This is a genomic window from Methylobacterium sp. DB0501 (assembly GCF_011043735.1).
GTDB classification, from domain to species: Bacteria; Pseudomonadota; Alphaproteobacteria; order Rhizobiales; family Beijerinckiaceae; genus Methylobacterium; species Methylobacterium alsaeris.
Genome location: NZ_JAAKGV010000009.1, coordinates 99574 through 122425 on the forward strand (window position 1 = coordinate 99574; position 22852 = coordinate 122425).

Annotated in this window: 18 protein-coding genes and 1 pseudogene; 10 read left to right on the top strand and 9 right to left on the bottom strand. The window is 70.0% G+C overall.

Features of this window, described 5'->3' with window-relative positions:
- Positions 1–30: 30 nt before the first annotated feature.
- Positions 31–8430: an ExeM/NucH family extracellular endonuclease gene (locus G4G93_RS15015; RefSeq protein WP_165085207.1), complete on the top strand. Its 8400-nt coding sequence runs from the start codon at positions 31–33 to the stop codon at positions 8428–8430.
- Positions 8431–8622: 192 nt separating this feature from the next.
- Here the strand turns inward: G4G93_RS15015 and G4G93_RS15020 are convergent, their stop codons facing one another.
- The gene (locus G4G93_RS15020) at positions 8623–9195 is read right to left on the bottom strand and encodes a type 1 glutamine amidotransferase domain-containing protein (RefSeq protein WP_165085208.1); all 573 of its coding nucleotides are present in this window, start codon (positions 9193–9195) and stop codon (positions 8623–8625) included.
- 150 nt (positions 9196–9345) lie between these two features.
- Between G4G93_RS15020 and G4G93_RS15025 the strand changes: the two genes are divergently transcribed.
- A complete protein-coding gene (locus G4G93_RS15025; RefSeq protein ID WP_165085383.1) occupies positions 9346–9567 on the top strand; it encodes a hypothetical protein in 222 nt (73 codons plus the stop codon).
- Positions 9568–9730: 163 nt separating this feature from the next.
- On the opposite strand, the gene G4G93_RS15030 is transcribed toward G4G93_RS15025, so the two are convergent.
- On the bottom strand, positions 9731–10117 hold the full coding sequence (locus G4G93_RS15030) for a hypothetical protein (protein WP_165085209.1): 387 nt from the start codon (positions 10115–10117) through the stop codon (positions 9731–9733).
- Between the two features lie 169 nt (positions 10118–10286).
- Here G4G93_RS15030 and G4G93_RS15035 point away from each other — a divergent pair, with 169 nt between their 5' ends.
- From G4G93_RS15035 to G4G93_RS15050, 4 genes are all read left to right on the top strand, one after another.
- Positions 10287–10661: a DUF6496 domain-containing protein gene (locus tag G4G93_RS15035; protein ID WP_246736787.1), complete on the top strand. Its 375-nt coding sequence runs from the start codon at positions 10287–10289 to the stop codon at positions 10659–10661.
- A 36-nt stretch (positions 10662–10697) separates the two neighbouring features.
- Positions 10698–10904 (top strand): hypothetical protein, encoded by a 207-nt coding sequence (locus G4G93_RS15040; protein WP_165085210.1) that lies wholly within the window; start codon positions 10698–10700, stop codon positions 10902–10904.
- Positions 10905–11129: 225 nt separating this feature from the next.
- Positions 11130–11342, top strand: a complete 213-nt coding sequence (locus tag G4G93_RS15045) for a cold-shock protein (protein WP_048429112.1) — start codon at positions 11130–11132, stop codon at positions 11340–11342.
- Positions 11343–11526: 184 nt separating this feature from the next.
- Positions 11527–11751, top strand: a complete 225-nt coding sequence (locus G4G93_RS15050; RefSeq protein ID WP_165085211.1) for an AsnC family transcriptional regulator — start codon at positions 11527–11529, stop codon at positions 11749–11751.
- A gap of 90 nt (positions 11752–11841) precedes the next feature.
- Here G4G93_RS15050 and G4G93_RS15055 read toward each other — a convergent pair whose 3' ends face one another.
- Positions 11842–12711, bottom strand: a complete 870-nt coding sequence (locus G4G93_RS15055; RefSeq protein WP_165085213.1) for a 3'-5' exonuclease — start codon at positions 12709–12711, stop codon at positions 11842–11844.
- A gap of 32 nt (positions 12712–12743) precedes the next feature.
- Entirely contained in the window at positions 12744–15224 is a 2481-nt protein-coding gene (ligA, locus tag G4G93_RS15060) for an NAD-dependent DNA ligase LigA (protein WP_165085214.1), read from the bottom strand.
- A gap of 168 nt (positions 15225–15392) precedes the next feature.
- Between ligA and G4G93_RS15065 the strand changes: the two genes are divergently transcribed.
- Together G4G93_RS15065 and G4G93_RS36760 are read left to right on the top strand one after the other, a co-directional pair.
- Positions 15393–15761: a BrnT family toxin gene (locus tag G4G93_RS15065; RefSeq protein ID WP_312891995.1), complete on the top strand. Its 369-nt coding sequence runs from the start codon at positions 15393–15395 to the stop codon at positions 15759–15761.
- Positions 15762–15773: 12 nt separating this feature from the next.
- Positions 15774–15929, top strand: a pseudogene (locus G4G93_RS36760) (CopG family antitoxin); the annotation flags it as partial.
- A gap of 20 nt (positions 15930–15949) precedes the next feature.
- Here the strand turns inward: G4G93_RS36760 and G4G93_RS15075 are convergent.
- The 5 genes from G4G93_RS15075 to aspS form a co-directional block, all read right to left on the bottom strand.
- Positions 15950–16246 carry a nucleotidyltransferase family protein gene (locus tag G4G93_RS15075; RefSeq protein ID WP_165085215.1) on the bottom strand — a complete coding sequence of 99 codons (297 nt, stop codon included), beginning with the start codon at positions 16244–16246 and terminating at the stop codon, positions 15950–15952.
- An 8-nt stretch (positions 16247–16254) separates the two neighbouring features.
- Entirely contained in the window at positions 16255–16794 is a 540-nt protein-coding gene (locus G4G93_RS15080; RefSeq protein WP_165085216.1) for a hypothetical protein, read from the bottom strand.
- Positions 16795–16865: 71 nt separating this feature from the next.
- Positions 16866–17921 (bottom strand): acyltransferase, encoded by a 1056-nt coding sequence (locus G4G93_RS15085; protein WP_165085217.1) that lies wholly within the window; start codon positions 17919–17921, stop codon positions 16866–16868.
- A complete protein-coding gene (locus G4G93_RS15090) occupies positions 17918–18823 on the bottom strand; it encodes a glycosyltransferase family 2 protein (RefSeq protein WP_165085218.1) in 906 nt (301 codons plus the stop codon). Before G4G93_RS15090 ends, G4G93_RS15085 begins: the two co-directional genes overlap by 4 nt.
- A 9-nt stretch (positions 18824–18832) precedes the next feature.
- Positions 18833–20647 carry an aspartate--tRNA ligase gene (gene aspS, locus G4G93_RS15095; protein WP_165085219.1) on the bottom strand — a complete coding sequence of 605 codons (1815 nt, stop codon included), beginning with the start codon at positions 20645–20647 and terminating at the stop codon, positions 18833–18835.
- Positions 20648–20972: 325 nt separating this feature from the next.
- Between aspS and G4G93_RS15100 the strand changes: the two genes are divergently transcribed.
- Together G4G93_RS15100 and rnd are read left to right on the top strand one after the other, a co-directional pair.
- The gene (locus G4G93_RS15100; protein WP_165085220.1) at positions 20973–21365 is read left to right on the top strand and encodes a hypothetical protein; all 393 of its coding nucleotides are present in this window, start codon (positions 20973–20975) and stop codon (positions 21363–21365) included.
- A gap of 86 nt (positions 21366–21451) precedes the next feature.
- Complete coding sequence (gene rnd / locus G4G93_RS15105; RefSeq protein WP_165085221.1) at positions 21452–22615, top strand: ribonuclease D; 1164 nt, start codon at positions 21452–21454, stop codon at positions 22613–22615.
- The last annotated feature ends 237 nt before the right edge of the window (positions 22616–22852 follow it).

A 22852-nucleotide genomic window follows, 5' to 3' on the forward strand; every position in this document is an offset into this window, starting at 1 on the left:
GTTCGTGCGCGCCCGGAGACATCGGAATCCATGGCCACGACGCTTGCCGCCGGCGACATCGCCATCGTCGGTTACGACGCCACCAACCCGGACGATTTCGCCTTCGTGGTTCTGCGCGACGTCGAGGCCGGCACGGCCATCAGCTTCACCGACAACGGCTGGAATTCCGGCACCAACGCCTTCCGCACCGGCGAGGGCACCTACACCTACACGGCGCCGACGGCGCTCGCCGCCGGCACGGTGATCCGCCCGACCACGGACGGCACGGCCGGCGGCACCAACTCGCCCGTGTTCACGGCGCAGAACTTCGCGCTCAACGCCTCGGGCGACCAGATCCTGGCCTATCAGGGCGCGGCCGCGAGCCCGACCTTCCTGTACGCGATCAACTTCGCCGACGGCGGCACCACGTTTGCCGGTAACGCCACCAGCGCCAGCACCTCGGCCCTGCCGCCGGGCCTGACCCTCGGCCAGAATGCGGTCGCGCTCCCCTCCGCCAACGGCCGCTATGCCGGCCCGACCTCGGGCACCCGCGACCAGATCCTGGCCGCGGTCGGCACGACCTCGTCCTGGACCCAGAATACCACCACCCGGGTCGGCGACACCGCCTACGCCCCCTTCACGGTGACGACCGCTCAGCCCCTGCCGGCCCTGTCGATCGACGACGTCCAGGCGAGCGAGGGCGATGCCGGCACGAAGCAGCTCACCTTCACGGTGTCGCTGAGCGCGGCGGCGCCCGCCGGCGGCGTGACCTTCGACATCGCCACCGCGGACGGCAGCGCCACCGCCGGCAGCGACTACACCGCCTGCAGCCTCACCCGCCAGACCATCGCGGCCGGTGAGACCCGCGCGACCTTCGCGGTCGACATCACCGGCGACACGGTGGTGGAGCCGACCGAGACCTTCACGGTCACGGTCGCGAACGTCTCGGGCGCCACGGTGGCGAAGGGCCAGGGCACCGGCACGATCCTCAACGACGACACCGGCACGCGGATCGGCGGCACCGCGATCTTCGACGCCGCGCCGTCGCTCCAGGGCCTGTCGGGCGCGACCGCCACGACCCCGCCGACGGCGACGAACGCGCTCCAGCTCGTGCGGCTCGGCGCCTACGCCACCACCAACGATCCTGCGATGCAAGCCGCGCCGAACGCCGAGGTCGTGGCCTACGATTCGACCACCAGCCGGCTCTACGTCCAGAACACCAACGAGAACCGCATCGAGATCGTGACGCTCGACGCCGCCGGCTCCCTCGCCAAGTCCGGCGAGATCCTGCTGTCGGGCCTCGAGCAATACGGCGCGGTGAACTCGGTCGCGGTCTTCAACGGCCTCGTGGCGGTGGCCTACGCCAACGCCACCGGGGACGCGCCCGGCCGCGTCGCGCTGTTCAATGCCGACGGCACGCTGCTGCGCTCGCTCACCGTCGGGGTCGGGCCCGACCAGCTGGTCTTCACCCGCGACGGTGCGCGCCTCCTCGTCGCCAACGAGGGCGAGCAGGTGAGCCAGGTCAGCAACCCGGTCGGCAGCGTGTCGATCATCGACGTCTCGGGCGGGCCTGCGAGCGCGAGCGTCGCCACCACCGTCGGGTTCACCGGGCTCGACGGCGCCGAGGCGACGTTGCGCGCCCGCGGCCTCGCGATCACGCCCGGCAAGGTTGCCTCCGCCGACATCGAGCCCGAATACATCGCGATCTCGCCCGACAACCGCTTCGCCTACGTCACCCTGCAGGAGGTGAACGGCGTGGCGGTGATCGATCTCGCCAATCCCGGCACGGCGCCGATCGCGATCCAGCCCCTGGGCGCGGTCGATCACTCGCTCGCCGGTAACGAGTTCGACGCCTCCGACCGCGACGGGCCGAACGGCACCGCCTCGATCCGGATCGCCGCGACCCCGGCCGGCACCCCGATCCTCGGCCTGCTCCAGCCCGACAGCATCGCGTCGTTCACGACGGGCGGGGCGACCTACTTCGTTACCGCCAACGAGGGCGACCAGCGGGTCATCGGCGGTGCCGACGATGCGAACGACGTGTCGCGGCTGAGCGCGGTGCCGAACAGCCGGCTCACTCCGGCGCTCCAGGCGCTCAAGTCCGATCCGGCCTATGCCCGGCTCAACGTGCTCCTGCGCACCGGCGACACCGACGGCGACGGGGTGATCGACAAGCTCAACACGCTCGGCGGTCGCGGCATCTCGATCTTCCGTCAGAATGCCGACGGCTCGATCACCAAGGTGCGCGAGACCGGCGGCGAATTCGAGAAGATCTTTGCCCAGCTCGCGCCGGAGCGGTTCAACAACGACCAGACCGTCGCCAACACGCCCGACGATCGCTCCGACAACAAGGGGCCGGAACCGGAGGGGATCACCGTCGGCACGGTGAACGGGCGCATTTACGCCTTCGTCGGTCTGGAGCGCCAGAGCGGCATCCTGGTCTACGACGTGACCGATCCGGCGAATGCCAGTTACGTCTCCTACGTCCCCCCACTCGCCGGCTCGGCCTCGGATCTCGGCCCGGAGGTGCTGACCTTCATCCCGGCCGACCGCAACCCGACCGGCACCAACCTCGTGGTCTCGGCCAACGAGGTAGCGAATGGCGGCGCGACGCTCTATGCCGCGCTGCCGCAGGGCGCGACGCAGGAGATTTCCTTCGCGCCCGATTCGCTGAGCGTCAGCCGGTCCGAGGGCAATAGCGGCACCACGACCTTCAGCTTCACGGTCCAGCGCAGCAACGGCACGCTGGGCGCCGTCGCCTTCACCGCGGAACTCTCCGGCACCGGCGCCAACCCGGCGAATGCCGCCGACTTCGCCGGCAGCCCGACCCTGCCGCTGACCGTCTCCGGCACGATCCCGGCCGGCGCCGCCTCGGCGGTCGTCACCGTCACCGCCCAGGGCGACGCTGTGCCGGAGCCGAACGAGACCTTCGCGCTCAAGCTCCTCGGCGCGACCTCGACCCAGGCCGGCATCACCGCCTCGGTGAGCGTCGGCAACGCCACCGCGACCGGCACCATCGTCAACGACGACGTGACCCTGATCTCGGCGGTGCAGGGCACCGGCAGCGCCAGCCCGCTCGTCGGCCGGGCCGTCACGGTCGAGGCGATCGTCGTCGGCGACTTCCAGAACGGCGACGCGGACGGAAAGCGCAACCTCGGCGGCTTCTACCTCCAGGAGGAGAAGGCCGACCAGGATTCCAATCCGCTGACCTCGGAAGGGCTGTTCGTCTACGAGGGCACCGGCAACCGCCTCGTCGACGTGAACGAGGGCGACCGGGTCCGGGTCACCGGCACGGTCACCGAGTTCAACGGCGAGACGCAGCTTACGGTGAATGCCGCCTCCGGCATCCAGGTCGTGCAGGCCGGCGCGCTCTCGGCGGCCGAGGTCAAGGCGCAGGCGGTGGATGTCAGCCTGCCGGCGGCCGGCACGATCGGCACCGGCACCACCGCGCAACCCGACCTCGAGCGCTACGAGGGCATGCTGGTCCGCTTCCCGCAGACCCTGTCGATCTCCGAGCAGTTCAACCTCGACCGCTTCGACGAGATCCGCCTCGCGGCGGGCGGGCGTCCTGAGACCTTCACCAACGAGTTCGAGCCGAATTCCCAGGCCTACGTCGCGTATCTGGCCCAGACCGCCGCCCGCTCGATCACCTACGACGACGGATCGAACGCCCAGAACCTGCCGATCGAGAACCTCGACGGCTTCGGCCCGACCTACTCGACCGCCACGGCGCCGCGGATGGGCGACACCGTGACCGGGCTCACCGGCACGCTGGGCTTCGGCCCGACCAGCGCCTTCCGCGTCCGGTCGATCGAGGACGGCTCGAACACCTTCACCAGGGCCAACCCGCGCCCGGGCGCGCCGGATGCGGTCGGCGGCACGCTGAAGGTCGGCAGCCTCAACGTCCTCAACTACTTCACGACGCTCGCCAGTTCGTCGAGCGCGGTCACGGCGATCGGCCAGCAGCCCCGCGGCGCCAACACCAGCGAGGAGCTGGCGCGCCAGACCGAGAAGCTCGTCACGACCCTGTTCGGCACCGGCGCCGACGTGCTCGGTCTCACCGAGCTGGAGAACCAGTTCCAGCCCGGCAATCCGGGCAACGCGCTCGAATACCTCGTCGGCCAGCTCAACGCCCGGGCCGGGGCCGGCACCTACGCCTACGTCAATCCCGGCAGCCAGCTCGACCAGGGCCAGTTCCTCGGCGGCGACGCCATCGCGGTCGGCTTCATCTACAAGCCGAGCAAGGTCAGCGTCGCGCTCAACACGACGATCGAGAAGCTCGACGACGCGGACGTGGCGCGGATCGATCCCGCCCTGCTCCAGCAGAGCACGATCGGCCACCTGTTCAACGGCGTGAACACCAGCCGCGCGTCGCTTGCGGTGACCTTCCACGAGATCGCCAGCGGCGAAGACTTCACGGCGGTCATCAACCACTTGAAGTCGAAGAGCGGCACCGGCACCGGGGCCGATGCCGACCAGGGCGACGGCCAGGGCGCCTGGCAGCAGCAGCGCGAGCTCGCCGCCAAGGCGCTGACCGAGTGGGTGGCGACGAAGCCGACCGGCACGCAGGATTCCGACGTGATCCTGCTCGGTGACTTCAACGCCTACCTCAAGGAGGACGCCCTCGACACGATCAAGGCCGGGGGCTTCACCAACCTCGCCGAGGACCGCCTCGCCGACCCGTATTCCTACGTCTTCGACGGGGCCTACGGCGCCCTCGACCACGCCTTCGCCACCGGCAGCCTCAACGGGCAGGTGACCGGCGTGACCGAGTGGCACGTCAATGCCGACGAGGCGGACGCGATCGACTACAACCTCGATTTCAACCGTCCCGCTTCGTACTTCGACGGCAAGGTCGCCGCGCGCGAATCCGACCACGACCCGGTGCTGGTCGGCCTCAAGCTCGACCAGACCGCCCCGACGCTCCTCGCCGCCACGCCCGCCGACAACGCCACCGGGGTCGCCCCGGGCGCCAACGTCACCTTGCGCTTCAGCGAGGCGGTGAAGGTCGGCGCCGGCTCCCTCACGATCACCGACGGGGCGGGCGACACCCGCACGATCGCGGTCGCCGACGCCACCCAGGTCGCGATCAGCGGCGACACCGTGACGATCAACCCGAGCGCCGACCTCAAGGCGGGCACGGCCTACGACGTGGTCGTGCCGAAGGGCGCCTTCACCGACACCGCCGGCAACGCCTTCGCGGGCCTCGCGCAGGACCAGCTCGACTTCACCACCCAGCAGGCCGCCCCGATGACCTACACGCTCCAGATCCTGCATGCCTCGGACTGGGAGGCCGGCCTCCTGGCGACCCAGCGGGCGCCGAACTTCGCGGCGATCGTCGACAAGCTCGAGGACGCGACCCCGAACTCGATCACCCTCTCGACCGGTGACGGCTGGATCCCGAGCCCGTTCTTCATCGCCGGCGCCGATCCGCAGCTGAACGCGACCTATAACGGCGTCTACAACCAGTATTACGGGCTGTCGGGCGCCAATGCCTACAGCCGGCTCACCGCCTCGCCGGGCCGGGCCGACATCACGATCCAGAACATCGTCGGCGTCCAGGCCGCGGTGTTCGGCAACCACGAATTCGATTCCGGCCCCAACGAGGTCGCCAACATCATCGGCGCCAATCTCGGCTCCGCGCCGGGCGCGGCCGACGACACCTGGGTCGGGTCGCAGTTCCCGTACCTGTCGACGAACCTGAACTTCTCGAAGGAATCCGCCCTCTCGGGCCTCGTCCACAAGGACGGCGACGCCGCCACCTTCGCCCAGACCGGCCCGACCTCGACCCAGACCGGCACCGGCGCCGACAAGATCGCCAAGTCGACGATCATCACCGAGAACGGCGAGACGATCGCCTTCATCGGTGCCACCACCCAGCTCGAGCCGCTGCTGACGACGCTCGGCAACGTCACCCTCGACGGCTTCACCGGCCGCGACGAGATCGCGCTCCTCGCCCAGCAGATCAACGCCGAGGTCGACCGGGTGCTGGCGGCCAACCCGGGCCTCGACAAGGTCATCGTCGGCACCCACCTGCAGCAGCTGTCGAACGAGCAGGCGCTGGCCCCGCTCCTGCGCAACGTCGACGTGCTGATCGGCGGCGGCTCGCACACCCTACTCTCCGACTCGAACGACCGGCTCCTGCCGGGCGACGTCTCGGGCGGCGCCTACCCGCAATTCTTCACCAATGCCTCGGGCCAGACCCTGGCGCTGGTGAACACCGCCTCCGAGTATTCCTATGTCGGCCGCTTGACCGTTACCTTCGACGACCAGGGCAACGTCATCCGCAACTCGATCACGCCGCAGAACTCGGGCGCGGTCGCGGTCGACGACACCTCGGTGGCGCAGCTTTGGGGCACGAAGGACGCGGCCTTCGCCCCCGGCACCAAGGGCTACCTCGTCAAGGAAATGATCGAGGGTCTCGACGTCAACAACGACGGCATCCAGGAGACCGCCGGCGTCGCCGACATCATCCGCCAGCAGGACGGCAACATCCTCGGCCGCACCAGCGTCTACCTGGAAGGGCGCCGCGGCGAGGTCCGCACCGAGGAGACCAACCTCGGCGATCTCTCCGCCGACGCCAACCTCTGGTACGCCAAGCAGTACGACGGCGCGGTCGCCGTCTCGATCAAGAACGGCGGCGGCATCCGCGACTCGATCGGCTCGTTCTCGACCGCGGGCGGCGGCACCGCCGAGCTTCCCCCGGCGGCGAACGCCTCGGCCGGCAAGCAGTCCGGTGACATCTCGCAGCTCGACGTCACCAACTCGCTGCGCTTCAACAACGCGCTCGCCGTCACCACGGTCTCGGCCCTGGAGATGAAGCGGATCCTGGAGCACGCGGTCTCGGCGACCGCCTCGGGCGCGACGCCCGGCCAGTTCCCGCAGATCGGGGGCCTGAGCTTCTCCTTCGACGCCACCAAGACCGCCCAGACCCTCGACGCGAACGGCAACGTCACCCGCGAGGGCCAGCGGATCCTCAACGCGGCGATCGTCGACGAGAATGGCCGGATCACCGACACCCTGGTGCAGAACGGCCAGCTCGTCGGCGACCCGAACCGCGGCATCCGCACCGTCACCCTCGACTTCCTGGCCACCGGCACCTCCACGGCGCCGGGCTTAGGGGGCGACAACTACCCGTTCCCGGCCTATGGCGAGAACAAGGTGGCGCTCGCCTCCGCCACGCCCGGCGCCTCGCTGCTGAACACCGCGACCTTCGCGGCGCAGGGCACCGAGCAGGACGCGATGGCCGAGTACCTGCGGGCCTTCTACACCAACACGCCCTACGGCACCGCCGACACCAATCCGGCCGGCGACACCCGGATCCAGAACCTCGCCGCCCGCAGCGACACGGTCCTGGCCCGGGGCGTCGTCCGCAACGGCACCGACGGCAGCGACACGCTGACCGGCACGGCCTTCGACGACATCATCACCGGCGGCGCCGGCGACGACACCATCGTCAACTCGCCCGGCAACGACATCCTGCTCGGCGGCCGCTCGCCCACCGGCGCGACCGGCACCGACACCCTGGTGTTCAACTCGCGGCTCGCCGACGCCACGGTGACCCGCGACGGCGCCTACACGCTGATCGTCGGACCGGAAGGCCAGGACCGGGTGACCGGGTTCGAGCGCTACCAGTTCACCGACGCCACGGTGATCACCGGCGACGGCTCGCCGCTCGTCGACGACCTGTTCTATCTCGCCGCCAACAAGGACGTGCTCGCCGCCGGCCAGGACGCCGACACCCACTACGCCGCTTACGGCTGGAAGGAGGGCCGCGACCCGAACGCGCTGTTCTCCACCACCGGCTATCTCGCCGCCAACCCGGACGTGCGCGCCTCGGGCCGGAACCCGCTCGATCAATACGACCAGGCCGGCTGGAAGGAAGGCCGCGACCCCTCCGCCGCCTTCGACAACGAGCAGTACCTGGCCCGCAACCCGGACGTGAGGGCCGCCGGCATCGACCCGCTCAAGCACTATATCGAGTACGGCCAGGGCGAGGGCCGGCAGATCTACGACGCGATCGGCAAGACCGCCGACCTCGCCGTTCATCCGGGCTTCGACGCCGAGTACTACCTCCTGTCGAACCTCGACGTCGCCCGCGCCGCCACGGTTTCCGGCAAGGACGCGTTCGCTCACGCCTACGAGCACTACCGGACCTACGGGTGGAAGGAGGGGCGCAACCCCAACGCGGTGTTCGACACCAAGGGCTACCTGGACGCCTATGGCGACGTGAAGGCGGCCGGGATCGACCCGCTGATGCACTACGACCAGTATGGCTGGAAGGAAGGCCGCGACCCGTCGAAGGGCTTCGACTCGACGGGCTATCTCTCGGCCTACGGCGACGTGGCGCAGGCCAAGATCGACCCGATGCAGCACTACCTGCAATACGGCTCGGTCGAAGGCCGCGAGCGCTTCGGCGACACCACCTTCGGGGCGGGTACTATCGGGTAGTCCTCAAGGCCGTCCCCTTCGTGAGAAAGGCCCGTGCGGCAGCCGCCGCACGGGCCTTTCCCGTCCTCAGCAGGGCGGTCCGCGGAAAACGATGATGCGTGCTCTCTCCTCTCCCGCGGGGAGAGGAGAGAGCACGCTTTTCCTGGCGCCCGAAGATTCTCCGGACAGCCTCGCGTTTCCAGGATGCCGCCGTCAGGCCGCCGTGCGGTCGTGGCGGCCCTCCTGGACCTCCTCGATGATCTTGGCCGAGAAGGCGTCGAGGTCGCCCGGGTTGCGGCTCGTGATGAGGCCCTTGTCGGTGACCACCGGCAGATCGTGCCACTCGGCGCCGGCATTGATCACGTCGGTCTTGATCGAGGCGAAGGACGTCATCTTGCGGCCCTTGGCGGCGCCGACCTCGATTAGCAGCCAGGGCGCGTGGCAGATCGCGGCGACGACCTTGCCGCTCGTCAGGAAGCTGCGCAGGATCTCGAGCGCCTTCGGCTCTAGGCGCAGCTTGTCCGGGTTGATCTGGCCGCCGGGCAGCACCAGGGCGTCATAGGACGATGCGTCGATGCTCTCGATGTCGGCATCGACCGTCACCGGGCGGCCCCAATCGGTCTCGTCCCAGCCGCGGATGCTGTCGGGCTTCTGGCGAGATTTCGGCGCCGCCACCGTTACCTGCGCGCCGGCCCCGCTAAGCTTGGCCTTCGGCACCTCGAGCTCGGCCTGCTCGAACCCGTCGGTGGCCATGATGAGGATCTTCGCCTGGTTGATGCTGGGCATCTTTTCGTACTCCGAGGGAGGATATGCCCCGGCAACGATGCAGGATCTGGCAGGTTCCTGGGCCCTGCCGCGACGGAACTGCCCCGGCCCGGGCCGGTTGAATCCCCACGATCCCAACCCCAGTGGAGGCACGACATGGCCCATCTCGACATGGCCAATCCTGGCCTGCCCGGCCACGAGCCGACCCCGGGCGGCGGCATCCCGGGCGACATCCCGCCGCCGGTCGCTCCCGACGAATTGCCCGATACCGGTCCGACCGGGCCGCGCTCGCCCTACCCGGTGAACGATCCGGGCATCACCGACCCGGCCGGGCCGGGCTCCGAGCCGGATTACCTGCCGGGCGGTCCCACCAATCCCGGCACGCGGTTCTGAGCGGATTTCGCAACAGCGGTCGCCGGTTTTGCGCGAGAAATCTGCGACGAAATGAGAGTCCAAGCGGACGAAGCGTCGGCCTGCCAACGTAAGCCTGCTTCGAACGAAAAAGGGCGCCCCGCGGGGCGCCCTTTTTCACGTCGGCGGTGTCCGGGCGGGGGGCTCAATGCCCGCCATGCGAACTGCGCACGTCCCGCGGAGCATTCAGGATCTCGTTGAGGGAGGTGGCGACGTGCCGCGCCTCCTCGTCGGTGAGGCGGAGCTGGAACGGCGGCAGGCCGCCGGCCTGGAGCGCCACCACCGCCTGGCCCCGCTCGTCGGTGCCGACCTCGATCGCCGGGGAGGTCACGTCGAGCAACGCCGCCTCCTCGTCGCCGAGTTCGTCGACCTCGCCCTCGTCCGGCTCGTGCATGACCGTGAGGAGTTGGCCCACCGCGCGCACGAGGGCGCGGGCCGCGCTGGCATCCATGATGACCGCGGTGGCCTGGTCGTCCTTCTGGAACGAGAGCTGGATGTTGGAACCTTCGAGGGAAACCGAGATACCCGCCATGGAGCGTCCGACACTGTACGATATCGCCCGTATATGGGAGCAATCTGCCGGGCGCGACAGGGAAATCCACGCAGGGCGGCCCCGCATCCGCCGAAACGCCCCGGCATCGCCGGGCGTTGACCGGGTGTGACGGGCGCAGTCGCGCCCCCGAACCGAGCGGATGACGCCCATGGCCGCACCCAAAAGCTCCGCAGGCGAGAAACCCACGGGCAAGAGCCCCGCGCACAAGCCCCCGACCGACGCCCAGAAGGGCACGATCGCCCGGGTGATGCACGAGTTCAAGGAAGGCGAGCTGGAGCGCAGCGACGGCGAACCGGTCACCGACCGCCGCCAAGCCATCGCCATCGCGCTGCGCGAGGCCGGCGCCTCGAACCGGGAGAGCCCGGCCGACAACCGGGCGAATTTCCGTCGCACCCGGACCAAGGAGCGCGACACGCGGTCCCAGGCGACCCGCGCCGCGCTCTACGACGAGGCGAAGCGCCGCGCCATCAAGGGCCGCTCGCGCATGAGCCGGGGTGAACTGGAGCAGGCCCTCAACCGTTGAGCGCGCTCAGTCTCGGAATATCGCCCGGAGCGCCGCATGACCTCGAAGCAGCCCAAGACCACCACGCCGACCGACGCCGACCTGAAGGGCAATCCCGGCATCGGCACCTCGAAGGGCATGACGATGTCCGGCGGCGCCCCCGAGGATCTCGCCGGAGCCAATACCGACGAGGGCGACGTGGCCAACGACACCACGGCGCAAGGCGGGATCGACCCCAACCAGCGCGGGCGCACCAACCGCTGACACGCGGCGGGCGCGTAGATGATGGCCGTCCTGCCTTGTTCCGGCCAGACTGGCTTCCTACATGGGGGTCAGCGGCAACGGGCGGGCGGCCTCGGGCGTTGGGTCCCGGGAGGGATTTCCGAACCCAGACGCGAAGCCAACCCCCGGACAATTGGCGCCGTCGCGCCGTGTGGCCCTCATGCGAGGGCCGTCCGCTGCGACTTCTAACGAGACGAGGACGACCGCGTGAATACTGGTACTGTCAAGTGGTTCAACGACCAGAAGGGCTTCGGCTTCATCCAGCCGGATAACGGGGGCAAGGACGTGTTCGTCCACATCTCCGCGGTGGAGCGGGCTGGCCTGCGCGGCCTCGTCGAGGGCCAGAAGGTCTCCTACGAGTTGCAGGCCGACCGGCGCGACAGCACGAAGATGTCGGCCGTGAACCTGCAGGTCGCCTGAGGGCGGCCTCCCGGCCCGGGGTTCATGATACCTTAACGATATTTCCGTTAAGGTTACGGAACCTCGGCCGCACTGGAGCGTTGGCAGCCTGCGAGCTTGCCACCGCTCCGCCAGCGGCCACATGGCTGCCCGCCACGCACAGTCGCTCCCCCGGGAGCGCCGCAACGATAGAAGAAAAGACATCATGTTGTTCGAGTTCACCCGGCGCGACGGCGCGCCTTCCGTCTTCAACGACGGCACGACCTTTCACGTCGACCAGATCAACCGCTACGGCGATACCGGCTCTACCGATGTGAGCCATCTGATCGACAAGAGCTACGGCTATCACTCCTCCCGCGAGCTGCGCTGGCATCTCGCCGAGCGCTTCGGCCTGACGCCGAGCGCGGTGGCCGTTCGCGAAGCCCATTAAGGCGTCGCGGGTCTCCTCTAGACCGCCGTCATCGTACGAGGCGGGCCGCGCGCGAGCGCGGACCCGCCTTTGTCGTGTCCGGGCCTGCCCTCATCCCGCCCGCAACAGCCCCGCCAGCATCGCCACATCCCCCGGATTGTCCGACAGCAGCGCGTCGATCTCGCCATTGGCCAGCGCCCGGACGTGCCGGCAATCGGGCCGGAACCGCGCCCCGGCGCAGGAGCAGCGCAGGCGCAGGCCCTCGCGGCCCTCGACCAGCCGCACGTCGTAGGGCGTGCCGGTGCTGCCCCGGACGATGAAGTGGAGGACCGGCGCCCGGGTGCGGCTCGGCGCCACACCGCGCAGCGCCCGCGCGGCGATGCCGTCCGTCGCGGGCGCCCCCTCCCCGGTCCGCTCGCGCACGAGCCCGAGGCGGCGGGCGAGGCTGGCGATGTCGGGCGCGCCCGCCTCCCGCATCACCGCCAGCGCGATCTCCGCGCAGGCATAGGCGTCCTCGCCGGCATCGTGGTGGCGAAACGTCACGCCGATGCGGGCGGCGAGCGACGACAGCCGGTAGGTTCCCTGGCCCTGCCCGCCCTCGCCGGGCCAGTGCCGCCGCGCAAGCTGCACCGTGCAGAGCGAGGCATAGGCCGGCTGCGGCAATCCGTAGGCGCGCAACGTCGCCGCGAGCACTCCGACGTCGAAGCTCGCATTGTGGGCGAGCACCAGGCTGCCGGCGATCTCCGCCAGGAACGGCGCCATCGCCTCCGGGAAGCTCGGTGCCCGCTCCACGTCCCGCGGCCGGATGCCGTGGACCCGGATGTTGCCGGGCGAGAAGCGCATCTCGGCGGGCCGGATCAGCCGTGCCTCCCGCCGCACCACCCGGCCGCCCTCGATCCAGGCGAGGCCGACGGCGCAGGGGCTGTCACGGCGCTCGTTGGCGGTCTCGAAGTCGATCGCGAGGGTGCGGGGGCTGGTCATCCCCGCGCTCTTCCCCGCGAAGACGCCGTTTTTCAGGCGGTGGCCACCATCGCCAGCCACTCCTCCTCCGAGATCACCGTCACGCCGTGCTTCTCGGCATCCTTGAGCTTGCTGCCGGCGCCCGGCCCAGCCACGACGAGGTCGGTCTTGGCCGAGACCGAGCCCGAGACCTTGGCGCCGAGGCGCTCGGCCGTCGCCTTGGCCTCGCTGCGGGTCATTTTTTCCAGGCTGCCGGTGAACACCACGGTCTTGCCGCTGAAGGCCGCCGCTTGCGCGGGGGCCGCCGCCCGCTCGGTCTCGACCTCGGCGAGCAGGGCCTCCACCGCCGCGACGTTGTGCTCCTCGGAGAAGAACTGGATCAGCGAGGCGGTGGTGACGGGGCCGATCTCGCCGTCATCGGCGAGCGCCCGGTAGGCGTCGCCCGGCACCTGCCCCGCCGCCCGCTCCGCCGCCGCCCGCACGCCCGCCGAATCGCCGTAGGCCTCGACCAGGGAGTCGCGCTGCGGCGCCGACAGGCGGGCCACCGCGCCGCCGGCGAGAAGGTCGGCCTCGGGCGACTCGGCCGCCGCGGCCAGCAGCCGGTCGCGGGTGGTGGCGCCGACCCGGTCGAGGCTCGCGAGCGCGATCCAGTCCGGCCCGGGCTGGCAGGCGGCCGCGGCCGCTACGCCCGCCATCAGGGCCGGCACGTCGGAGAAGTGCTTGGCCAGCGCCTTGGCGGTCGCCTCCCCGACCTGCTCGATGCCCAGCGCGAAGATGAACCGGTTGAGCGGGATCGTGCGCCGCGCCTCGACCCCGGCAAGCAGGTTCTTGATCGCCTTGTCCTCGTCGTCCTTCTTCTTGCCGGCCTTCTTGATCTCCTTGCCGGCGGCGAGCGCCCGCTCAGCCGAGAGGGCCTGGCGCCTGGCGACCACGGCCGCCTTCAGGGGCTCGAAGTCGAGCCGGAACAGGTCGGCGGGCTGGCGCACCAGGCCCGCCTCGAACAGGGTCTCGATATAGGTCTCGCCGAAGCCCTCGATGTCGAAGGCGTTGCGCGACACGAAGTGCTTCAGCCGTTCCTGCCCTTGCGCCGGGCAGATCAACCCGCCGGTGCAGCGGCGCACCGCGTCGAGCTTGCCCGTGCGCGGGTTGAGGCCGCGGACCGCGTGGCTGCCGCAGGCCGGGCAGGTCTCGGGGAATCGGTAGGGCACGGCGTCCGCGGGGCGGCGCTCCAGCACCACGTCGGCGACCTTCGGGATCACGTCGCCGGCGCGCAGGACCACCACGGTGTCGCCGACGCGCACGTCCGATCCGTGAGCGAGGTCGGCGTCGTCGCGCAAGGACTGCCCGCGCCAGATCGCCACCCCGCTGCGGATGGGATTGCCGTCCGCGTCGACGCCGTGGACGTAATCCTCGTTGTGGAGCGTCGCGTTCGACACCACCACTCCGCCGACCGTCACCGGCCTCAGGCGCGCCAGCGGGTTGAGCGAGCCGGTGCGCCCGACATTGATGTCGATCGCCTCGACCACGGTCGTGGCGCGCTGGGCCGGGAACTTGTGGGCCAGCGCCCAGCGCGGGGCGCGGGCGACGAAGCCGAGGCGGCGCTGCAGCGCGAAGGAATCGACCTTGTAGACGACGCCGTCGATGTCGTAGCCGAGTTCGGCGCGCCTGGCCTCGATCATCCGGTAATGCGCCAGCATCGCGGGGGCATCCGCGCACAGCACGGTCAGCGGATTCACCGGCAGGCCCCACTCCTGGAAGGCCTCGATCATCTCGTACTGCGAATCCGCCGGCTGGTCCGACATCTCGCCGGCGGCGTAGGCGAAGAACCGCAGGGGCCGCGAGGCGGTGATGCCGGGATCGAGCTGGCGCAGCGAGCCGGCGGCGGCGTTGCGCGGGTTGGCGAAGAGCGGCTTGCCCGCCGCCTCCTGGCGCGCGTTGATGCCGGCGAAATCGGCGTGCGACAGGTAGACCTCGCCGCGCACCTCGCACACCTCCGGCCAGTCGGAGCCGGCCAGCACCTCGGGAATTTCCCGGATGGTGCGCACGTTGGCAGTCACGTCCTCGCCGACCTCGCCGTCGCCCCGCGTCGCCGCGGTGACGAGGCGGCCGTTCTCGTAGCGCAGGGACAGGGACAGCCCGTCGATCTTCGGCTCGGCCGTGAAGGCGACCGGCTCGGTCGGGCCGAGGCCGAGGAAGCGGCGCACCCGCTCGACGAAGTCGCCGATCTCCTCGTCCGAGAAGGCGTTGCCGAGCGACAGCATCGGCACCGCGTGGCGCACCTTGGCGAACTTGTCCGACGCCTTGGCGCCGACGCTGGCCGAGGCCTCGCCGGTGCCGGCGAGATCGGGAAACCGCGCCTCGATCCCTTCGAGTTCCCGGCGCAGGGCGTCGTACTCGGCATCCGAGATCGTCGGCGCGTCCTCGCCGTGATAGCGCCGGTCGTGCTCCGCGATCTCCGCCGAGAGGGCGGCGTGGCGGCTCTGCGCGCTCTTCGGGTCGAGGTCGTCGAGGGCGGTGTCGCGGGTGGGGGACATGGACGCTCTTACGCGGACGGTGTTCGGGCGTGATCCAGGGAACCCGGCGGCGGGGCGGCGGGCGCGGGTCGCCGTCTGTCGTGCCTGACGAAATCTCTCATTTCGTTAACTCTGGCGTCGCCCTGGCCTTGTACATACATTTGTGCGCATCATGGGCGGGAGCAGCCTGTGCCGGTGGTCAACGTCGAGTGGGACGATGGCAATCGGGTGAAGTGCCAGAAGCATGGCGTTTCGATCGCAGAGATCGAGGACGTGTTCCGTGGCCGGCTGCAGATCGCGCCCGACCTGAAGCATTCGGTGACGGAGCAGCGCCTGATCGCCATCGGGCGTACATCCGCCGGTCGATCTGTCTTCATCGCCTTCACGCTCAGGCGGTATGGCAGTGGATCCGGCCGATCGGCGCTCGGTACATGCATCGCAAAGAGGTTGCATCCTATGGTCATTAAGGTTCCGGAATTCAGCACCGACGACGAAGCTGAGATCTTCCTTGAGCAAGATCTGTCCGATCTCGATTTTTCGCAGTTCAGGCCAGTTTAGTTCGAGTTTGCCCCGAAGACGGAGCGTGTCAACATGCGCTTGCCCAAGGAACTGCTTGATGCCGTTAAGGCTTCAGCCTCACGGGAGGGAATGCCCTATCAGCGTTTCATCCGCCGAGCGCTCGAACTCGCCGTATCTCAGCCGGCAGAGGCCAAGCCTGAGCGCTGAGCCGCGATCCGGCGCCGACGTCAGAAGACCCGGACCGCCGAACGCTCGATACGCTCGCGCAACCGCGGATGCAGGCTGTCGCGCGTGGTCACGTCGACCGCTTTTTCCAATTGGTCCTCGAGGAAGAGCTTGATGCCGACGAGGTCGAAGCCGTTGAAGCGGCTCTCGGGGTCGTCGTCGATGAACAGGTCGAGGTCGCTGACGGGCCGGGCTTCGTTCCGGGCGGTCGACCCGAACAGGTAGAGGGCGGTCGCGCCCATCGCCCGCACGCTGTCGGCATGCGCCTTGAGGTGGGAGATGGCGTCGCCCTGGGTCATGGTGCCCATCATATGGCGCAGCCCGGCGGGACGCTACCGTCCGCGACCGGCGCTATGACCGCGTCCAAGGTGCGCAGGTCCCGCCGGCTGCGGACGATGAGAATCCGTCCGGAATACCCGGCCAGCTTGTCGAACAGCATCCTGCGCTCCGAGGCATAGTAATCTGCCGACCAGCAAAGCTCCTCGCGCACGGCCGTCAGCGTCCCCCTCGGGTTCGGGCCGCTTGCGAGGCGCCGGCCCGCGAAGCGGCGGAGGATGCGCGCGACGCTCCGCCAGCGCGGGACATCGAGGACGACGAAGAGGTCGGCGCGCTCCAGCGCCCCATCCGTCCACTTGAACTGCACGCCCTCGATGATCCAGGCCTCGGCCTGCACCACCCGGTCGAGGATCGCCGAGCGCTCTGCCGGTTCCCGCCTGCGGTCCGCGCCCGGATGCGGAACCCAGTGGATGTCGTCCAGGGAGTGGATCGGCAGGCCGGTGTGTCGGCTCAGGCTCCGGGCCAACGTCGTCTTGCCGCTGCCGGTCGGGCCGGTCACGAACACGCGCATCGGCTTTCTTCCGTAGCGTCAGGAAGCGGGCACGATAGTGCGAGTCCCGGCGCGAGGCCACAGGTCGCGCCTCAGGCGGCCGCCGCGCGCTTGCCGATCAGCCGCGCCTTCCACCCGAGGGCCGGCCGCTCGACGAAGCGCCAGGACAAGGCCGCCACGGCGAGGGTGAGGACCAGCGACGGCCCGAGCAGCATTGAGGCCGAGGCTCCGGGGAACAGGGCGTGCAGGCTCTGCTGCACCGGCCAGCCATAGAGGTAGGTGCCGTAGGACAGGTCGGCCCGCGGATCGAGGGCCGGGTGGCGGATCGGGGGGCTCAGCCCGAGGCACAGCACACCGTAGGCCTCGGCGAGGAACAGCACCGGCGGGAACAGGGCGCTGCCGTGGGCGAGCCAGGCCAGGACGAAGAGGGCGAGCGCCAGGGGCCAGCTCAGGCGCGCCCGGTCGGCATAGAGGAAGAGGGCGGCACCGGTGGCGAAGATCAGCGGCAGGCGTAACGACGTTTCGAGCGCCTTCGGCATCTCGCCCGCCCGCAGGCCGGCGACGGCCAGGGCCACCGCGAGGCCGGCGACCAGGAGCGGGCAGAGCCAGCGCCAGCGGAGCGTGCCGAGGAGCCCCGCCGCCAGCAGGCCGAGATAGCACAGGACCTCGTATTTCAGGGTCCAGACCGTCCCCATCGGGAAGCGGAACGGGTTTTCCGAGAACACCCCCGGCAGGGCGGCATTGCTCTTGAAGGTCGTAAGGGTGCCCTGGATGAACCGCCACAGCCCCGGATCGCTCCAGTAGGCGGACAGGGACAGGGTCGTCATCAGGCTGCCGAGGCCGAGCGCCACGGCGAGCGTCGCCGCGACCAGCCCGGGAGCGATGCGAAGCGCCCGGGCGACCACGTAGTCGCGGGTGCCGCGGCGCATCAGGCTCATCGTCACGAGGAAGCCCGAGACGGCGAAGAAGCCGTTCACCGCGTGCTCGCCCAGCGTGTAGCCGGTGAGGCGCGTCAGCGGCTCGTCGAGGAGGGCGCCGGTGGTGACGCTGAAGGCGTGCGAGACCACGACGAGGAGCGCGAGCGCCAGCCGCACCGCCCCGAAGGCGTTGTGCGGCCGCTCGAGGCCGGCGGCGAAGGTCCGCGTCACGCGCCGGCCTCCGGGGCACGAAGAGGAGAGTCCTCGGCGAGCCCTTCCCGCGCCAGTGCCGAGCGCCCCTGCCGCGCCGCCCAGGCCCCGGCGACCGAGCCGCCGTAGCGCTCGAGGCCGGAGCGGCGGAAGGCCAGGCCGGCGAGAAGCGCCTTCACGCCGTTCTTCGCCAGCATCGCACCCGTGGGGTCGGGCAGGCCGTATTTGCGCGAGACATAAGACCGCGACCAGGCCTGGTGCCAGCGCGCGCGGCGCACCCGGCCGGGCTCCGGCGCGCTCGACGCGCCCCGCCCGTGCAGCGCCACCGCGCCGTGGACGTGGATGAGCGCCCTGCCCGCATCGGCGATCCGGCGGCAGAGGTCGTCGTCTTCGTAGAACAGGAAGATGTTCGGATCGAACCCGCCGAGCGACAGGAAGAGGTCGCGCCGCACCATCAGGCAGGCGCCGGACAGGAACGGCGCGCAGGCATCGCCGTCGGGCGGGTGCAGGCGCCCGCCCGGATTGGTGAGGTAGGGCGCGAGCAGCGAGCGCGGTTGGTAGAAGTAGCGCCCGTCGGGCTCGACGATGCGGGGGGCGAACAAGCCCGCATCCGGATAGGCGGCGGCCGCCGCGAGCAGTGCGTCGGCGGCACCCGGCTGAAGCTCGACGTCGGGATTGACGATCAGCGCGTACTCGGCCCGCCCCGCCGCCCAGATCCCGGCATTGTTGCCCCGGCCGTAGCCCTCGTTGCGCGGCAGCCGCAGCACCCGCGCGCCCAATCGGGCGGCGAGGTCCGCCGAGCCGTCGCGGCTGGCATTGTCGACGACGAGCGCCGGCACGTGCTCGCGGGCGAGCGCCGCGAGGCAGGCCGGCAGCACGCCGGCACTGTCATGCGCGACGACGACCGCGACGAGACCGGGCACCGGCGCCGATCAGCCCTGCTTCTGCGGCAAGTTGAGGCGGATATGCAGCTCGCGCAGCTGCTTCGTGGTCACCTCGGACGGCGCGTTCATCATCAGGTCCTCGGCGCGCTGGTTCATCGGGAACAGCACCACCTCGCGGATGTTCGGCTCGTTGCAGAGCAGCATCACGATGCGGTCGACGCCCGGGGCGATGCCGCCGTGCGGCGGTGCGCCCAGCTTCAGCGCGTTCAGCATGCCGCCGAACTTCGCCTCCAGAACCTCCTTCGGGTAGCCGGCGAGGCCGAAGGCCTTCTCCATCACCTCGGGGCGGTGGTTGCGGATCGCGCCCGACGACAATTCGATGCCGTTGCAGACGATGTCGTACTGGAACGCCTTGATGCCGAGGATCGTCGCGTGGTCCTCGGGGTCGAGGGCCATGAAGGCGTCGTGGTCGAAATTCGGCATCGAGAACGGGTTGTGCGAGAAATCGACCCGCTTCTCGTCCTCGTTCCACTCGTACATCGGGAAGTCGGTGATCCAGCAGAAGGCGAACTGGTCCTTGTCGGACAGGGCGAGCTCGTCGCCGACGCGGATGCGCGCCTTGCCGGCGAGCCCCGCCGCCTTGGCCTCGGGCCCGGCGGAGAAGAACACCGCGTCGCCCGCCTTGATCCCGGCCTTGGCGGCGATGGCGGCCTGCGCCTCCGCAGGCACGAACTTGGCGATCGGCCCGCGGCCGGTGAGCTGGCCGCCCTCCTCCTCGAACACGATGTAGCCGAGGCCGGGCGCGCCCTCGGAGCGGGCCCAGTCGTTGAGCTTGTCGAAGAACGAGCGCGGCTGCGACGCGGCGCCCGGGGCCGGCACCGCGCGGACCACGCCGCCCGCCTTGATGGCGTTCTTGAACGCGTTGAAGGTCACGTCGTCGCGCAGGAATTCCTGCGTCACGTCGGCGATGACGAGCGGGTTGCGCAGGTCCGGCTTGTCGACGCCGTATTTCAGCATCGCCTCGGCATAGGGGATGCGCACGAAGCTCGGCGAGACGCGCTTGCCGTCGGCGAATTCCTCGAAGACCGAGCGCAGGACCGGCTCCACCGCCTGGAACACGTCCTCCTGGGTGACGAAGCTCATCTCGATGTCGAGCTGGTAGAACTCGCCCGGCGAGCGGTCGGCGCGGGCGTCCTCATCGCGAAAACAGGGCGCGATCTGGAAGTACCGGTCGAAGCCGGCGATCATCGTCAGCTGCTTGAACTGCTGCGGGGCCTGCGGGAGAGCGTAGAACTTGCCCGGATGCAGGCGCGACGGCACCAGGAAGTCGCGGGCCCCCTCCGGCGAGGAGGCGGTGAGGATCGGGGTCTGGAACTCGAAGAACCCGCCCTCGCGCATCCGCCGGCGCAGCGAATCGATGATGGCGCCGCGGCGCATGATGTTGGCGTGCAGCTTCTCGCGGCGCAGGTCGAGGAAGCGGTACTTGAGCCGCGTCTCCTCCGGGTATTCCTGGTCGCCGAAGACCGGCATCGGCAATTCGGCGGCGGCGCCCAGCACCTCGAGGTCGGTGATGTAGACCTCGACCGCACCGGTCGGCAGCTCGGCATTCTCGGTGCCGGCGGGCCGCTGGCGCACCCGCCCGTCGATGCGGATCACCCACTCGGAGCGCACGGCCTCGGCCGCCTTGAAGGCCGCGGAATCCGGATCGATCACGCATTGCGTGATGCCGTAATGGTCGCGCAGGTCGATGAACAGCACGCCGCCATGGTCGCGGACGCGGTGGCACCAGCCGGAGAGGCGGACGGTCGCGCCGACGTCGGACGGGCGGAGCGCCCCGCAGGTATGGGAACGATAGCGGTGCATGGGCGTGTCTTCGCTGTCCAGAATTCTAACCAGGATCTTTGGCTGTCTCGACCGGGCCGGCAGGCCGGGCGCGCGGGCGATCCGCCCGCACGCTAAAGCGTGCGGCACCCATTCGCGAAGGGGGGAGCGAAGTCAAGCGCGGGGCCGCGGCGCAGGTGCGTCCACCCTTGTGGAACAAACAACGAACAATTATATTATCCCTATGGATCAGCACAGCTTTTTCGGCTCCCGCGAGCCGCATCCGGAGACCTTGTCCGACCCCCTGCCCGATCCGCCCCGGGACGCGCCCGCGGTGAGCCGGGCAGCGCAACCGGAGGCCGGCGCCATGTCTGCCGATCATCACGATGCATTCGTCGAGCGCCAGGAGGGCGCCTGGCGGGTCCTGCCGATCGAGGGCCGGTTCGAACTCGTCTACGAGGACGGCAACGGCGCCTGGAGCGTGCGCCGGCTGCAGGCGCGCGAGCTGAAGATCGGCCCCGGCCGGGTGCTGGTCGGCGGCGCCGACCGGGACCGGGACGGCTACCGGGGCTTCCGCGCCGACCGCATCCATCGCCTGACCGACCGCGACACCGGCGAGCGGGTCGAGCGCAACATCCTCGACTGGCTCACCCGCCGGGCGGAAGGCACGCGGCGGGCCCGGGCTGCGGCCCTGCGCAAGGCAGCCGGGATCGCAGCCAGGAGAGCGGCACGGACCGGCGACGGCTCCCGCGCGGCGTGATTTTCGGTTCACACGCCGCCCAATCCCCATAACTCACGCTGCCGGTCTCTCGCCCTCGGCGTCCGGCTCCGCTATAGCCGGACGTCATGAAGCTGATTACTTCGACGGAAGAACTCGCCTCCGCCTGCGCGCGCTTCGCCACGCAACCCTTCGTGACCGTCGACACGGAGTTCATGCGCGAGACGACCTACTATCCGAAGCTGTGCCTGATCCAGATCGCGGCACCGGACGGGTCGACCGCGCTCGTCGATCCGCTGGCGCCCGAGATCGACCTCGCGCCGTTCTTCGCCCTGATGGGCGACGAGCGGGTGCTGAAGGTGTTCCATTCGGCGCGGCAGGACCTCGAGATCATCTGGCTGCTCGGCGGCCTGCTGCCGCAGCCGTTCTTCGACACGCAGGTCGCCGCGATGGTCTGCGGCTACGGCGACTCCGTCTCCTACGAGCAACTGGTCAACGACGTCGCCAAGGCGAAGATCGACAAGTCGTCGCGCTTCACCGACTGGTCGCGCCGGCCGCTCTCGGACGCCCAGCTGAGCTACGCGCTGTCGGACGTCACCCACCTCATCAAGGTCTACGAGACCCTGGGACGGGAGCTGGTCGCCACCGACCGGGGCGCCTGGCTCGACGAGGAGATGGCGGTCCTCACCTCCCCCGACACCTACCGGGCCGATCCGGACCAGGCCTGGAAGCGCCTGAGCTCCCGGATGCGCAAGGCCCGCGAGATCGCGGTGCTGATGGAGGTGGCCGCCTGGCGCGAGCGCGAGGCGCAGACCCGCAACGTGCCGCGCGGCCGCATCCTCAAGGACGAGGCGGTGATCGACCTCGCCACCTCGGCGCCGCGCAGCGTCGAGGCCCTGGGGCGGCTTCGTACGATTCCCGCCGGGTTCGAGCGCTCGCGCACCGGCGCCGACATCCTGGCCGCCGTCGAGCGCGGCTTGTCGCGCGATCCCGGCACGGTGCCGCTTCCTGAGCGCGGCCGCGCCCGCAGCGGCGGCAACGGGGCGCTCGTCGAACTCCTCAAGGTGCTGCTGAAGGCGGTCTGCGAGGAGGAGCGCGTGGCCCCGAAGATCATCGCCACCGTCGACGACCTCGAGGCCCTGGCCGAGGACGACGCGGCCGACGTGCCGGTGCTGCACGGCTGGCGCCGCGGCCTGTTCGGCGAGAAGGCTCTGGCGCTCAAGGCCGGCCGCCTGGCGCTCTCGGCCGAGGGCGGGCGCGTGGTCGTGCGGGAGCTGCCGCAGGAAGGGTAAGGCCGCGGCGTGGGGAGGACACTTGGGTGCCCTCCGGCCCTTGCCCGCCTGATGTCCAGCAGAACGGGCACCCGCCTCGTCATCCCGGACGCCACTCTCGCGGCTCGGGGGTGACGCGGTCGGTCTTTCGGCCGCGAAAGCTAGAGCGGCGTTCGATCGCGTTGCCATCAAACGCTGCTCTAGATCTTCGATTTTGCCGCATTTCCTGCGACGGGCCGGTATCCGCTTCGTCGGAAA

Bases quoted from the DNA above. Each gene is read 5' to 3' on its own strand.
- G4G93_RS15015 (WP_165085207.1), top strand. From the start codon at position 31: ATGGCCACGACGCTTGCCGCCGGCGACATCGCCATCGTCGGTTACGAC.
- G4G93_RS15020 (WP_165085208.1), bottom strand. From the start codon at position 9,195: ATGCCCAGCATCAACCAGGCGAAGATCCTCATCATGGCCACCGACGGG.
- G4G93_RS15025 (WP_165085383.1), top strand. From the start codon at position 9,346: ATGGCCAATCCTGGCCTGCCCGGCCACGAGCCGACCCCGGGCGGCGGC.
- G4G93_RS15030 (WP_165085209.1), bottom strand. From the start codon at position 10,117: ATGGCGGGTATCTCGGTTTCCCTCGAAGGTTCCAACATCCAGCTCTCG.
- G4G93_RS15035 (WP_246736787.1), top strand. From the start codon at position 10,287: ATGGCCGCACCCAAAAGCTCCGCAGGCGAGAAACCCACGGGCAAGAGC.
- G4G93_RS15040 (WP_165085210.1), top strand. From the start codon at position 10,698: ATGACCTCGAAGCAGCCCAAGACCACCACGCCGACCGACGCCGACCTG.
- G4G93_RS15050 (WP_165085211.1), top strand. From the start codon at position 11,527: ATGTTGTTCGAGTTCACCCGGCGCGACGGCGCGCCTTCCGTCTTCAAC.
- G4G93_RS15055 (WP_165085213.1), bottom strand. From the start codon at position 12,711: ATGACCAGCCCCCGCACCCTCGCGATCGACTTCGAGACCGCCAACGAG.
- ligA (WP_165085214.1), bottom strand. From the start codon at position 15,224: ATGTCCCCCACCCGCGACACCGCCCTCGACGACCTCGACCCGAAGAGC.
- G4G93_RS15075 (WP_165085215.1), bottom strand. From the start codon at position 16,246: ATGACCCAGGGCGACGCCATCTCCCACCTCAAGGCGCATGCCGACAGC.
- G4G93_RS15080 (WP_165085216.1), bottom strand. From the start codon at position 16,794: ATGCGCGTGTTCGTGACCGGCCCGACCGGCAGCGGCAAGACGACGTTG.
- aspS (WP_165085219.1), bottom strand. From the start codon at position 20,647: ATGCACCGCTATCGTTCCCATACCTGCGGGGCGCTCCGCCCGTCCGAC.
- G4G93_RS15100 (WP_165085220.1), top strand. From the start codon at position 20,973: ATGTCTGCCGATCATCACGATGCATTCGTCGAGCGCCAGGAGGGCGCC.
- rnd (WP_165085221.1), top strand. From the start codon at position 21,452: ATGAAGCTGATTACTTCGACGGAAGAACTCGCCTCCGCCTGCGCGCGC.